This is a genomic window from Winogradskyella poriferorum (genome assembly GCF_036553625.1).
Classification (GTDB): domain Bacteria; phylum Bacteroidota; class Bacteroidia; order Flavobacteriales; family Flavobacteriaceae; genus Winogradskyella; species Winogradskyella poriferorum.
The window spans coordinates 142,201-156,418 of the sequence record NZ_JAZHOU010000001.1; the positions used below are offsets into that span (position 1 = coordinate 142,201).

The 14,218-nt window shown below is 34.0% G+C and carries 15 protein-coding genes; 5 read left to right on the forward strand and 10 right to left on the reverse strand.

The genetic code is table 11. The annotated features are described in order from the left end of the window. Nucleotides 1-7 precede the first annotated feature (7 nt). The 8 genes from gap to V1468_RS00785 all read right to left on the reverse strand — a co-directional run bounded on the left by gap (nucleotide 8) and on the right by V1468_RS00785 (nucleotide 8,195). On the reverse strand, nucleotides 8-1,024 hold the full coding sequence (gene gap, locus V1468_RS00750) for a type I glyceraldehyde-3-phosphate dehydrogenase (RefSeq protein ID WP_331808354.1): 1,017 nt from the start codon (nucleotides 1,022-1,024) through the stop codon (nucleotides 8-10). Next, complete coding sequence (gene lipA, locus V1468_RS00755) at nucleotides 1,024-1,896, reverse strand: lipoyl synthase (protein WP_331808355.1); 873 nt, start codon at nucleotides 1,894-1,896, stop codon at nucleotides 1,024-1,026. Before lipA ends, gap begins: the two co-directional genes overlap by 1 nt. Before the next feature lie 159 nt (nucleotides 1,897-2,055). Next, nucleotides 2,056-3,366 carry an NADH:ubiquinone reductase (Na(+)-transporting) subunit F gene (gene nqrF, locus V1468_RS00760; RefSeq protein ID WP_331809330.1) on the reverse strand — a complete coding sequence of 437 codons (1,311 nt, stop codon included), beginning with the start codon at nucleotides 3,364-3,366 and terminating at the stop codon, nucleotides 2,056-2,058. 12 nt (nucleotides 3,367-3,378) lie between these two features. Beyond that, nucleotides 3,379-4,113 carry an NADH:ubiquinone reductase (Na(+)-transporting) subunit E gene (gene nqrE, locus V1468_RS00765; protein ID WP_331808356.1) on the reverse strand — a complete coding sequence of 245 codons (735 nt, stop codon included), beginning with the start codon at nucleotides 4,111-4,113 and terminating at the stop codon, nucleotides 3,379-3,381. A 75-nt stretch (nucleotides 4,114-4,188) separates the two neighbouring features. Then, nucleotides 4,189-4,821 carry an NADH:ubiquinone reductase (Na(+)-transporting) subunit D gene (locus V1468_RS00770; protein WP_331808357.1) on the reverse strand — a complete coding sequence of 211 codons (633 nt, stop codon included), beginning with the start codon at nucleotides 4,819-4,821 and terminating at the stop codon, nucleotides 4,189-4,191. 6 nt (nucleotides 4,822-4,827) lie between these two features. Then, nucleotides 4,828-5,616, reverse strand: coding sequence for a Na(+)-translocating NADH-quinone reductase subunit C (locus V1468_RS00775; RefSeq protein ID WP_331808358.1), 789 nt, complete (start codon nucleotides 5,614-5,616; stop codon nucleotides 4,828-4,830). 3 nt (nucleotides 5,617-5,619) lie between these two features. Further along, nucleotides 5,620-6,846 carry an NADH:ubiquinone reductase (Na(+)-transporting) subunit B gene (locus V1468_RS00780; RefSeq protein ID WP_331808359.1) on the reverse strand — a complete coding sequence of 409 codons (1,227 nt, stop codon included), beginning with the start codon at nucleotides 6,844-6,846 and terminating at the stop codon, nucleotides 5,620-5,622. Continuing rightward, a complete protein-coding gene (locus V1468_RS00785; protein WP_331808360.1) occupies nucleotides 6,846-8,195 on the reverse strand; it encodes a Na(+)-translocating NADH-quinone reductase subunit A in 1,350 nt (449 codons plus the stop codon). The genes V1468_RS00780 and V1468_RS00785 overlap by 1 nt, the downstream gene beginning before the upstream one ends. 166 nt (nucleotides 8,196-8,361) lie before the next feature. Between V1468_RS00785 and V1468_RS00790 the strand changes: the two genes are divergently transcribed. Continuing rightward, nucleotides 8,362-9,612 (forward strand): type IX secretion system plug protein, encoded by a 1,251-nt coding sequence (locus tag V1468_RS00790; protein WP_456300856.1) that lies wholly within the window; start codon nucleotides 8,362-8,364, stop codon nucleotides 9,610-9,612. 1 nt (nucleotide 9,613) lies between these two features. Further along, complete coding sequence (locus V1468_RS00795; protein ID WP_331808362.1) at nucleotides 9,614-10,093, forward strand: hypothetical protein; 480 nt, start codon at nucleotides 9,614-9,616, stop codon at nucleotides 10,091-10,093. Between the two features lie 9 nt (nucleotides 10,094-10,102). Here the strand turns inward: V1468_RS00795 and V1468_RS00800 are convergent, their stop codons facing one another. Next, a complete protein-coding gene (locus V1468_RS00800) occupies nucleotides 10,103-10,636 on the reverse strand; it encodes a cysteine dioxygenase (RefSeq protein WP_331808363.1) in 534 nt (177 codons plus the stop codon). Between the two features lie 75 nt (nucleotides 10,637-10,711). Between V1468_RS00800 and V1468_RS00805 the strand changes: the two genes are divergently transcribed. From V1468_RS00805 to V1468_RS00815, 3 genes are all read left to right on the forward strand, one after another. Next, a complete protein-coding gene (locus V1468_RS00805) occupies nucleotides 10,712-12,088 on the forward strand; it encodes a pyridoxal phosphate-dependent decarboxylase family protein (RefSeq protein ID WP_331808364.1) in 1,377 nt (458 codons plus the stop codon). Between the two features lie 64 nt (nucleotides 12,089-12,152). Next, complete coding sequence (apaG, locus tag V1468_RS00810) at nucleotides 12,153-12,539, forward strand: Co2+/Mg2+ efflux protein ApaG (RefSeq protein ID WP_076617735.1); 387 nt, start codon at nucleotides 12,153-12,155, stop codon at nucleotides 12,537-12,539. A 15-nt stretch (nucleotides 12,540-12,554) separates the two neighbouring features. Continuing rightward, entirely contained in the window at nucleotides 12,555-13,067 is a 513-nt protein-coding gene (locus tag V1468_RS00815) for a hypothetical protein (RefSeq protein WP_331808365.1), read from the forward strand. Here V1468_RS00815 and V1468_RS00820 read toward each other — a convergent pair. Then, on the reverse strand, nucleotides 13,060-14,082 hold the full coding sequence (locus V1468_RS00820; RefSeq protein ID WP_331808366.1) for a DUF6695 family protein: 1,023 nt from the start codon (nucleotides 14,080-14,082) through the stop codon (nucleotides 13,060-13,062). The two genes, V1468_RS00815 and V1468_RS00820, sit on opposite strands and share 8 nt — an antisense overlap. Between the last annotated feature and the right edge of the window lie 136 nt (nucleotides 14,083-14,218).

A 14,218-nucleotide genomic window follows, 5' to 3' on the forward strand; every position in this document is an offset into this window, starting at 1 on the left:
AATATAATTATTTATTCGACAAAAGTGCTTTTTTATCCGATAAATTGCAAATTAAATCTAAAATTCTTGAACTGTATCCAGTCTCATTATCGTACCAACCCACTATTTTCAGCATGTTTCCGATGACTGAGGTCATTTGAGAGTCGAAAATACAAGAGTGTGGATTACCTACAATATCAACAGAAACTATAGGGTCTTCGGTATATTCTAAAATACCTTTTAATGCTCCTTGAGATGCATTCTTAAAGACAGAATTCACTTCTTCGATATTGGTATTACTTTCAACATTTATAGTTATATCTGTCAGCGACCCATTTGCAACAGGTACTCTTATACCACAACCACCTATAACATCTGATAAATCGGGAAAAATTTTAGTTATCGCTTTTGCAGCACCTGTAGTTGTAGGCACAATAGATTGGCCTGCAGCTCTTGCTCTTCTCAAATCTCTATGCGGTTGATCGTGCAGACTCTGATCTGTTGTATATGAATGTACTGTAGTAATATATGCTTGTCTAATACCAAAATTCTCCTTAATTAATGCTATCATTGGTGCAGCATTATTAGTTGTACAAGACGCATTAGATATTATGCTTTCTGTACCCTCTATAATCGTATCATTAACACCTAAAACTATTGTTTTAATATCATCTTCTTCAGGAGGAACAGATAATATTACTTGCTTGGCTCCATTATTAATATGATGTTGAAGTTCTGATTTGGTTTTAAACTTTCCTGTTGCCTCTACTACGATATCTGGCTGAACGCTGTTCCAGTTAATTGTTTTAGGATGCTTTTCGTTAAATAATGGTACAGCAGACCCATCGATTATGATACTATTTTCTATAAAAGACACTTCATTATTAAGAACACCATGTATACTATCATACTTAAGTAGATGGCTTAATGTTTTAGCGTCTGCCAAATCATTTATAGCTATAATTTCTATGTTAGGATGATTAAGTGCTAACCTAAATACTCTTCGGCCAATCCTACCAAAACCGTTAATGGCAACTCTAATCATTAATTAATGTGTTTCTGCGCCTTGTATGAGGATCTTACCAGTGCACTACTTTCAACATGTCTAAACCCAAGTTCTAAACCTATTGCTTTATACTCATCAAATTCATCTGGATTTATAAAACGCTGTACTGGTAGGTGTTTTTTTGTTGGTTGAAGATATTGACCAATAGTTACTACATCTACATCATTTTCTCTAAGGTCGTGAAGTGTTTCAATAACTTCTTCTCTAGTTTCACCCAAACCTAACATAATACCAGATTTAGTTCTACGTTGACCTTGTTGTTTAAGGTATTTTAAAACACCCATACTGCGGTCATATTTTGCTTGTATACGCACTTCTCTTGTTAAACGACGTACGGTTTCAATATTGTGAGAAACAACTTCTGGTGCCACTTCAATAATTCTATCGATGTGCCTTTCCACTCCCTGAAAATCTGGAATTAATGTTTCTAAGGTCGTTTCAGGATTCATACGCCTAACAGCTTTTACTGTTTCTGCCCACATGATGCTTCCCATATCTTTAAGATCGTCTCTATCAACACTTGTTAATACAGCATGCTTTATTTGCATCAGCTTTATAGAGCGTGCCACCTTTTCTGGCTCATCCCAGTCAACGGTTTCAGGTCTTCCTGTCTTAACTCCACAAAAACCACAAGATCGTGTACAGACATTACCTAAAATCATAAAGGTTGCAGTACCTTCTCCCCAACATTCTCCCATATTTGGACAACTTCCAGATGTACAAATAGTGTTTAACTGATATTTATCAACGAGACTCCTTAGCTCAGTATATTTTTTTCCTGTTGGAAGCTTAACTCTTAGCCATTTAGGCTTACGTTCTGGTAATATATTTGAAGCAACTTTGGTTTCCATTCACATTCTTTTTCTAGATGTCAAAGATACGAAGTAAATTATTAAAGAAAGATTATTACCTATAAAGCCTTCTGGTATTAAAAAAAGATTAACACAATAAAAAAATCCTATTCAAAAATTAACTCTGAATAGGATTTTTATTATTACTTGCTTTAGTGATTATCCACCAAAGTCGTCAAATCTAATGTGCTCATCTGGGATACCAAAATCTTCACCCATTTTCTGAACTGCCTGGTTCATTAAAGGTGGACCACAGAAGTATAATTCTATATCTTCTGGTGCTTCATGATGACTTAGATAATTATCTATTACACAGTTATGAATAAAACCTACAAAACCGTCACCTTCTTCATCATTAATATCTTTCTTCACTTTCCAATTATCTTCTTCAAGAGGCTCTGATAAAGCTAAGTAAAACTTAAAGTTAGGGAAATCTCTTTCTAACTCTCTGAAATGCTCTAAATAGAACAACTCACGTTTAGAACGTCCTCCGTACCAATATGTTACTTTACGACCAGTTTTTAATGTCTTGAATAAGTGATATAAGTGAGAACGCATTGGCGCCATACCTGCACCACCACCAACATATAGCATTTCGCTATCAGACTCGTTAATGAAGAACTCACCATAAGGTCCTGAAATAACAACCTTATCACCTGGCTTTTGAGCAAATATATATGATGAAGCTACACCTGGATTTACGTTCATCCATTGGTTCTTAGAGCGATCCCATGGTGGAGTAGCAATACGTACATTAAGCATAATTTCTCTTCCCTCTGCTGGGTAAGAAGCCATAGAGTATGCACGCTCAACAGTTTCGTTATTCTTCATTACTAAAGGCCATAAACCAAACTTATCCCACTCTGCCTGAAACTTATCTGGAGTATCATGCTCTTCTGGATGTGCTGTGATGTCTATGTCTGAATATTTTATCTCACATGGTGGAATCTCAATCTGAATATATCCACCTGCTTTATAGTTCATATCTTCTGGAATCTCAACAACAAATTCCTTAATGAAAGAAGCAACATTATAATTTCTAACCACAACAGCTTCCCATTTCTTAATACCAAATATTTCTTCAGGAATAGTAATTTCCATATCCTGCTTTACCTTAACCTGACATGCTAAACGTGCACCGTGCTGCAATTCCTTTCTTGAGAAGTGAGGTGTTTCAGTTGGTAGCGCTTCTCCACCACCAGATAATACATGGCACTCACATTGTATACAAGTTCCACCACCACCACAAGCAGACGGTAAAAATACTTTTTGATTTCCTAAAGTGCTTAAAAGTGTACCTCCTGATGCTACTTCTAATTCTTTCTCACCATTAATTGTGATCTTTACAGGACCTGATGGTGATAATTTTTGTTTTACAAATAATAATAGTGCAACTAAGATTATTGTAACCAATAAAAAGGCAGTTACTGTTGCTACTATAGTTCCGATTGTATTTGCTGCTAATAATATCATACTAATCTCTTACTTGTTTAAGTTTTCCGCTACATCAAGGTTAGTCTTAACCTCTGTATCTGATTTTACGTCCTCTTTAATTACCTCTGTAGCTGCAGTTTTTTCATCTGATTTAGCATCTTCATCACCTCCTGTTAACATTCCACCAAAACTCATAAAACCAATAGCCATTAAACCAGTGATTATAAATGTAATGCCCAGCCCTCTTAATGCTGGTGGTACACTGCTATATCTAATTTTTTCACGTATAGCAGCAATAGCTAAAATTGCTAAGAACCATCCTATACCAGATCCTACTCCGTACACTGCAGATAATCCTAAAGTTGGAATTTCTCTAGATTGCATAAATAAAGAGCCACCTAAGATTGCACAGTTTACAGCAATAAGTGGTAAAAATATACCCAATGAGTTATAAAGTGAAGGTGAAAATTTTTCTACTACAATTTCTACAAGTTGAACCATTGTAGCGATAGTAGCAATAAACATAATAAATGATAAAAAGCTTAAGTCATAAGCTGCATACTCTTCACCTAACCATGACAGCGCACCTGGTTGTAATATATATTGATCTAATAACCAGTTTAGAGGTACTGTAATCGCTAATACGAATATTACTGCAGCACCAAGACCAACAGCTGTTGACACTTTTTTAGATACTGCTAAGTATGAACACATTCCTAAGAACGTGGCAAATACCATATTATCTATAAAAATTGATTTGAAAAATAATTCTATATGTTCCATATTCTTTTAGTATCGAGTTTTGAGCAATTAGTATTGAGAACTATAAATTCTCCTTACTAAATCTCATTACTATATTTAATCTTCTATTAAGTCTTTATTTCTTGTACGCTGTACCCAAATAATGATTCCTACTACAATAAGTGCCATTGGCGATAATAGCATAAATCCATTATTTTCATATCCAAAACTATATAAACCTGTCTTTTCAATTGGGTCTCCTAACACCGGAAAACCTAATAAAGTACCAGATCCTAGTAACTCTCTAAAGAAACCCACTATTACAAGAATAATTCCGTAACCTAAAGCATTACCTATACCATCTAAGAAAGATCTCCAAGGGCCATTACCTAAAGCGAAAGCCTCAAAACGTCCCATAATAATACAGTTGGTAATAATAAGTCCGACGAAAACGGAAAGTGTTTTACTTAGTTCGTAAGCAAATGCCTTTAGAATTAAATCTACTATAATTACTAATGTTGCAACTACAATAAGTTGAACGATAATTCTAATTTTTGAAGGAATAATGTTTCTCATTAACGAGATTACAACATTACCAACACCTAGTACAAATAATACAGAAATAGACATTACTATTGATGCCTCTAGTTCTGCAGTAATCGCCAATGCCGAACAAATACCAAGAACCTGAATAGTAATTGGATTATTATCTGCTAATGGATCTAAAATTAATTTACTGTCTTTAGCCATGTTCTATTAATTTTTTAAAGATTTAAAATAAGGCACGTACAACTTTAAATCACTTTTAATCATTGCAGTTACACCATCGCCAGTAATTGTAGCACCAGCTATAGCATCAACCTCATTATCTGTTTTATTTTCATTCTTAGGGTCTGCATTACCTTTAGCTACTGTTATTCCTTTAAAAACACCAGCATCAGATAATAAGTGCTCACCATAAAAATCGTCCATAAAGAAACGTTGCTTAATGTTTGCACCTAAACCTGGAGTTTCACCTTTATGATCAAAATAAGCTCCTTGCACAACCATATCTTCATCCATTGCTACATAGCCCCAAATAGCATCCCAAAGTCCTTTACCATAAATAGGTGCCACGTATATTTTTTTACCGTCTTTTTCACCTACAAATAGTGGTAATTGTCTTGGTTCACCAGCCTTAGCATTAGACTTTTGTTTTTTGATATCAATCAAATAAGGCTCCTTATTATTTTCGGCCATGTATTCATCACGAGTTTGACTTTTTAACATCTTACCGTTAGCGTCTACAGTGATAACCATTTGTTCTTTTATATTGCTAGCAAATTCTTCTGGAGCAACATCAGTAGATACGAAAACAGCACTAGACTCATCGTTTTCGTTAATACCCATTGCATAAAGAATGTTTTGTTGCTTTTCAATTTCCTCATTTTGAGTAATCATTGGCTTAGTCCAACTAAACAAACCTGCTAATATAACACCTACTATAACTACCATTCCGATAGCAAAGATGACTGTGTACGAATTTTTTTCTGTATTAACTGCCATGTTTTATGCTGTTTTTACTTTTACACGTTTCATTCTTTTCTTCACATTACCTTGAACCACATAATGGTCTATTGTTGGTGCAAACACATTCATCAATAAAATTGCTAAGAATACACCTTCTGGATATGCTGGATTAAATACACGAATCATAATAGAAATGAAACCTATCAAGAAACCATAAATCCATTTTCCTTTATTGGTTTGTGCTGCCGTTACAGGATCTGTTGCCATATAAACTGCACCAAATAAAATACTACCTATAATTAAATGTTGCCAGAATGGTAGGCTCATTAGACCATAGAATTTACTTGACTGACCAACCCAACCAGCATCTACAACACCGTTGAAAATTAATCCCATTACTAAAGCACCAATAATTGTACTTAACATAATTCTCCAGCTACCTATCTTAGTAAAGATTAAGAACAAAGCACCTATGATGATTAAAAATTTTGAAGTTTCACCAACCGAACCTGGTATTAATCCCCAAAACATATCCCAATAATCAATACCAGCTAAAGAACTATTTTGGGCATATGCTCCTAGTAAGGTTTCACCTGAAATAGCATCTAAATTTTGACCTGCTGCAATAGCTTGGTCTCTTTCTACAGCTCCATGTACCCAAACTTTATCACCAGACATCCATGTTGGATATGCAAAGAATAAAAAGGCACGTATGGTTAATGCTGGGTTAAGAATATTCATTCCTGTACCACCAAATACTTCTTTACCTATCACCACACCAAAAACAACGGCTACAGCTAACATCCACAATGGGATATCAACAGGAACAATTAGTGGCACAAGCATACCTGTTACTAAGTAACCTTCTTCTACCTCGTGACCTTTGATGATAGCAAATATAAATTCAACAGCGAGACCAACTCCATAAGACACTATTACAAGTGGTAAGACTTTCCATAGACCAATAACAAAGTTATCCCAAGTCCAGAAAGATGCACCTAAAAATCCATCTGCTGATTCTATTAATCCCTGAGCAAGATAGTGCTGGTAACCTGCATTAAACATACCAAAAATTAAACATGGCACTAAAGCCATGATTACTGTATTCATCGTACGCTTAAGATCATCTGCCGCTTTTATATGAGTACCATTGTGTGTGGTTTCATTTGGCATATATAAGAAGGTGAAAAGTGCATTAAATCCTGGCAGCCACTTTTTATCCTTATTCTTCTCTTTAAAATTGTGTAAATTTTGTTTTAAACCCATTATCCTATCTCTTTAAGCATTAAGTCTAATCCTTCTCTTATTATTTTTTGATGTGGTTGTTTAGACACACATATAAATTCTGTTAAGGCAAAATCTTCTGGTGCTACCTCATACATTCCTAAAGCTTCCATCTCATCTAAATCACTATACATACAAGCTTTTAATATCTGCATTGGATAGATATCTAAAGGAAATACTTCTTCGTAACTTCCTGTTACCACAAAAGCACGATGTTCTCCGTTTGTATTCGTATCTAAGTCGTATTTTTTCTTAGGATTTAACCATGAGAACGTTAAGGCTCTAGATGTAGAAATCTTATTAAACACAGGTTTATTCCATCCAAAGAATTCATAGTCATCACCTTCAGGAATTACTGTAATTACATTACTGTAGTAATCTAAAGCTCCATCTGGTGCAACTTTTTTGCCTGTTAATACATTTCCAGAGATAATTCTGTCATTACCATCTTTATCTACTCCATTATCGTATACCATAGTAGCAACTTCAGAACCAATTTTTGTTCTAAAATATCTTGGTTTCTTAACAGACGAACCTGCAAGAGCAACTACACGCTCTGCATTAAACTTTCCTGTTAATAATAATTCACCGATAATTACTAAATCTTGTGCATTTATTGTCCAGACTACTTCACCTTTGTTAATTGGATCAACTTTATTAATTAAAGTACCCACATTACCTGATGGATGCGGCCCAGAAACCTTATGAACTGTAACATCATTTAAACCTGCTAAAGGAGAGTTGTTGCTTCCTACGGAAACATGAACTTGTCCCTCAGTAAGCTTTGATAAAGCTGTTACTGCAGCCTGAAGCTCTGCCTCTTTACCTGCAAGCGTATAATCTAAGTCAGCAGCTAAAGGCGCACTCGCATAACCAGAGATAAAAATTCCCTTTGGTGTGCTATCAGCATTTGCAACTACATCATAAGGACGTTGTTTAATAAATGCCCAACATCCTGAAGCTAACAAATGTGCTTTAAGTTTGTTGGCATCAGCTGACATATCAAACTTACCATGATCTAAGTAAGTCTGCTCTTTGTCTGCCGTAATTTTTATTGCGTCGATACGACGTCTTGGTCCACGCTGTACTTCTGTTACTTCACCAGACACTGGAGAAACAAATTTCATTGCCTCATTATCCTTGTTGTAAAACAAAGTTTCACCTGCTTTTACACGTGTGCCCTCTTTTGCAACAAGCTTTGGAATAATACTGTGGAAATCTTCTGGTCTGATATAATAGAAATTGCTAACAATAGCATTCTCAATAGTTTTCTCGGCTTCGCCAACTAATTTTATATCTAAACCTTTTTTTATTCTGATGTCTTTTGACATAAAGTTAAAGATTAGTTATCTAAAAATCCGTGCAAATTTAAGAATTAAAGAGGAATATATTTTCAATTTAACACCAACATTTCTATTTATAATGATTATAAATAAGACTTCTGTATTAAGGCATAGAATTTGATTATCTTTATACCTTTCTACATTACAACATATGATCTCAAAGAATTTCTATTATATTATATTTTTGTTAGTACTACCATTAGGCTTAACTGCTCAGGCAGAAGAAGTAAGTCCTCCATACTTTATTAAAACAATTACCTTTAAAAGCAACACCACACAAGGCCAGTTACCTGTTTTAAAATTAGGCGAACCTCTAGTTTTAGAATTTGATGCACTAAACGCCAATGAGGAAGATTTTTATTACGTTATTGAGCACTTCAATTTTGATTGGACTCCTTCAGTACTCGCGAAGGCTGAATATATGAGAGGCTTAGACAACCAACGTATTTTAGAATATTATAATTCTTTTAATACTTACCAAGTGTATTCGCACTATAAATTGCAAATTCCCAATATTCAAACCAGAGCATTATTAAAGAGCGGCAACTATATGATCTCAATTTATGACGAATATGACGAGCTTATGTTTAGCAGAAAGTTTATGATCTATGAAGACTTGGTCAATGTTGGTGTTAACATTAAACGCTCTAGAGATGTAAAGGTTATTGATGAAAAGCAATCCGTTGATCTTACAATTTCAACAAACAGCATCAACTTTAACAATCCCCTTGAGACTATTAAAACTGTTATTATTCAGAATAACAACCTAAACACATCTATATCAGATTTAAAACCACAATACACGCTTGGTAACGAACTCATCTATCGCTACGACACGGAATCAGCCTTTTGGGGAGGAAATGAATATTTATGGTTTGAAAACAAAGACGTAAGAACCTCTAATGTCGGTGTACAGTTTATTGACCTAAAGGATATTTACCAAAGCTATTTATACCCAAATGCACCCAGAGCTGGCAGACCTTACACCTATAACCCGGATTTAAATGGCAACTTCCAAGTAACAGCATTAGACCGAACAGACGTTGACACTGAAGCCGATTATACAATGGTGCACTTCTCTTTGATTCAAGAGGAATTAACCGGAAAAGACATTCATATTTATGGTAACTTTAATGCTTTTGCTATTGAACCATTAACCAAAATGGAATACAATTCTGAAAAAGGTGAATATGAAGTAAATTTTAGATTAAAGCAAGGGTTTTACAATTACAAGTATGTTGTAATAGACAGGGAAACCGGTGAACTTGACGAAGGTGCCATAAGTGGAGATTATTGGCAAACAGAAAACAACTATAAAGTATTGGTTTACTATAGAGACTTAGGAGCTAGATACGACAAACTAATAGGTTACGGAGAAGCCACCTCTGTAGATATTTCTAATTAGGATGAAGAATATTATAATATTAATTTCATTTGGATTTTTGAATTATGTGTTTCTTGTAAACTACACTAACGATAAAGATAATGGTGAATATCAAGGTAATTTATTGGGTACAGTCAAAGGCTCTAATGAAAGTTTAGATATTTTCTTTCATGGGGATTTCAACCAAAAAATCGATATTAAACATGTCTCCAAAGACAATAAAATTAATAATTGCTTATCAGAAATTATTGGTGACAAACCAAAGGTCAGTAGTTTTGAGTTTTTCTGGGACCTCGAGAAACTAGAGTATTTTGAAATAGAAAAGTCCTGTATCGGCAATATTATCATAGAAATTGACAAAAATTCTATTAAAGAAAATACAGATTTAAAATGCGACCATTTTGATTGTGTTAACTTTGAGTTTAGTGGCAATTTGATAATTACAAATGATGAAACAATTAAAAAAACTAATATGAATTTTCTTCTTAAATTATATTTATAATTTTTGTCTTCAAAGCCCTACAGACACAAAACTCTTAAAAGTGTCGTATCTTAAATTTTTATCAACCAACTTTCCTAAAGCATCATCAAAAGTAAGACTTTGCGCTATTGGCTTCGCGTACACATGAAGACTTAACGCTCTACTTTTAGAGCTATTTCTTAATCTATGAAATCCATCATGTCCTTCAGATTTAGTGATTTCATTTGGTCGTAGAATCTGAGATGATTTATATTCTAATTGCCCAGAATCATCCAACTCATAGAAATCTTCCTCTAACTCACCTTCTAATAGGTAGACCCAACATTCTTCACCATTGTGATTGTGAATAGCCGTTTTTTGTCCTTTATCCCAACAAATTAAAATGAGCTCAAAATTTTCATCCTTATAAAAACAGTTTCTTGTATAACTATGGATTTTCCAATTTTCTATTTCAGAGAAGTTTATATCCTGAAAATTAAAATTTAACAAAATGTCCGTGTAATCTTCTTTTGAAGAATGCGACAATACATTGATAAGTGCATGAATATGTTCCTGAGTATTCAATATTTAGAGAAATAATTCTTTAATACCGAAAAATAGGAATAAATTTAGCCTAAGCAAAATTTTGAAATCAATCTAATGCAAAAAGACCTCAATATTTTTATAGAACTCGCTGAACAGTTATTGGCCGAAGAATATAAACAACCTGTAGCCAAACAAATTCCTACGTCTAATTTATATGATGCATTAGACTTATCATTAGATGATGAAGGTATGGTTGATGAGGCTTTGATTAACAACCTAAAAAGCATCATAAAAAGTACACCCAAAACAGCTTCAAAATCCTTTTTTAATCAACTCTTTGGAGGAAGAATCGGAAAAGCAACTTTAGGTGATTTATTAGCCGTAATGCTCAACAACAGCATGTACACTTATAAGGTAGCAGGACCACAAGTTGGCATAGAAAAACAAGTTCTGAAAAACATCTCTAAACTAGCAGGATATCCAGAAAACAGCGATGGTACTTTTGCACCAGGTGGCTCTATGAGTAATATGATGGCACTTATTATGGCTAGAGATGCCAAAAACGAGTCCATTAGAGCCAAAGGTCTTACCACGAAAATGATTGTATACACCTCTGCTGAATCCCATTATTCCATAGCAAAAAATGCAGCCTTAACTGGAATTGGACGCGAGCAGGTACGTCTTGTTAAAACCAACGACAAAGGAGAGATGCTCGCCAGCCATTTAGAAACTTTGATTAAAGAAGACCTCAAAAACAACCACATACCATTCTTTGTAAATGCTACTGCCGGTACAACTGTGTTGGGTGCTTTTGACGATATTTCAACATTAAGTCCTATATGCAAAAATTACAACCTTTGGCTTCATGTTGATGGCGCATATTGTGGTAGTGTTATTTTTAGTAAAAAGTACAAGCATTTAATAAATGGTCTTGAACATTCCGATTCGTTTAGTGTAAATGCACATAAAATGCTAGGCACACCTTTAAGTTGCTCTATTATTGTCACACAACATCCTGAACAACTTCATCATTCATTTTCTAACGAAGCTGATTATTTATATCAAACCGATGGAGATGACTTTAACTTAGGCAAAACCTCAATGCAATGTGGTAGACGCAATGATGCCCTTAAAATATGGACACTATGGAAATCCGTTGGCACCAAAGGATTAGAGAAAATTGTTGACAAGCAGTTTGAAATGGCTGAAATCGCGAGAGATTACATCAAACAAAATAATGATTATAAACTTTACAGTTTTGATGATTCTATTTCAGTTTGCTTTAACTATAAAGATATAGACCCAAAAGAATTATGTACTGCGCTATACGAAGATGCACAGCTCATGGTAGGTTTTGGTTCTTATAAAAACGAACAATTTGTACGTATGGTAACTATAAATAGTATTTTGGAAAAAGCAGACATTTTAGCCTTTTTTAGAACTTTGGAGGCCTATGTAGACGAAAAAATGTTAAAAATACCTACGTCTTAACTTAAAATTTACCACTTGATTAAAATTTTATCTTATTTTAGCAAGTACAACGCTCAAAAAATCTATGGTACAACAAGTTACAAGCGGTATTAAAATTTCAGTCGAAACCAATTTTGAAGGCACTTTTTATAAAAACTATAAAGTGCATTTTGCTTTTGGTTACAAGGTAACTATTGAAAACCAAAGTAAAGATTCTGTTCAGCTACATTCTCGTCATTGGAAAATCCTTGACGCCCTTAATAACGAAGAGATTATTGAAGGTGAAGGTGTTATTGGAAAAAAACCTGTTCTTAAACCAGGTGAGAAACACACTTATAATTCTGGCTGCCTGCTAACCTCTCCTTTTGGCGCTATGCAGGGCCATTATAATATGGTAAACTTTACAAAAGCCAGTAAGTTTAAGGTTTACATTCCTTCTTTTAAATTGAGTGCGCCTTTTGCGCTTAATTAATAGATTGAACTAATCATGAATTTAAAGAAAGCCCTTATTATTACTTTGGGGCTAATTATCATTTTATTTGGATTTACTTCCATAACTGGTTATTCCCTTATAATAGATCTAAATTCTAAGGCAAATGTTGATAAAATTAAATGTTCAAACAATTCTATCAATCCTTTTAAAAAATTCGACTTTAAAAGTGATGACAAATGGGAAGTACATTTAGTTTTTGACCTATATGATATTAAAGAGTTACCTAAGGATATCCCAAAAGTTAATTATTTAATGACTTCAGACATCTCAGTATTAAAGAGCATGAAGAATAACTGGAATTTTAAATGTTCTAATGGAGATATGGCAACCGTTACTAGCAAAATACTATTAAAGAAAAACGATTTAGTAGTTTTTGAGGCAGGCATTCTTATGAATGACGACATTCAAGGATTACAAAGTGAAGACTTTGGTTGGGTTCAATCAAAAGCCATTCTTTACGATGTAAAAAAATTTAATCGAAGCTATATACCAATCATCTTTATTTAAAATAAGTGTAGCTATGATAGTCTTTGATTAATTCAAACTTATACACTTTACCCTCTTGTTTTATATTAAAAAACAAACAATTTGAATAATGAATAAACTGATAGTCCTTAGAAATATCAAAGCTATCATCATTCACTTTGTAAATACCATCACAATCCATATTACCATAAGGTGAAATCCTTCTAAAACGATATTCTGAGTCATGTCCTAAATCGTGTAACTCAAACCAAGCACCTGCAGCAATACCACTTAACCATTGTGCATGCTGTTCCTTAACCTCATTGTGTTTGGGTTTTAGTGTTCCGACCAAACTTGGATTATAGCCTTTAAGCCTATCTAAAAACAATCTTCTATTTTCTCTGCTAACGGTAGATTTAAATTCATTTATATTGCCTTTTTCATTTACTAAATAAACAAAGTCTTCAGTATCTGCAATGACGACATTACCAATAGTACTTGGTGTAAACCATTTAGATCTAATGAGTTTTTTCCTAATTTTCACATCCGAAACACCAGCGATTAAAGCATCGGTTACAAACCTAGCACAGTTACAGGCCTCTTTTATAAAAGCTGCATATCTAATGAAGCCTTTAGCTTGCATGGCATCAATATGGTTTCTAGCTAAGTCATAATTAACTGAATTACAAACCGACGCGTACAAACGACCATCACCATGAGTTAATTTTGGGTTCACAGCTAAAAACTCAAGAATTTCATCTAAGTTTTTAATTGTATCACCTTCAACTTTTGCTTTTACAGGAAAATGCAATTCAAAGTCAGTCTCTCGTCCTCTTACCCGTCCATTAGGTTCTGAGGTGATATAGCGTCCAAAATCATGATACTCTAAAACACCTGTTTCTTTATGAATCAAGACCATGGCTGCATGACCAGCTCTAACATGATTTTCACTTCCAATTGAAAGGTATTTTAAATACTTAGAATACCATTCGTCTGCATGAGACACAATGGTTTCAGGATAAGCAAGGGTTAAAATAAAGGCATCATTTTTCAACATAAGTCTTTGTAGAAAATTTTAACGGCAACTTACAAAAAAATATGCATGCAAGTTTCACAGAACTATAACGTTTGAAACCAACTTTCTGCTTTAAAAATTGTACCTTTGCACTTTCAAAATTCAAACAAAAACAATC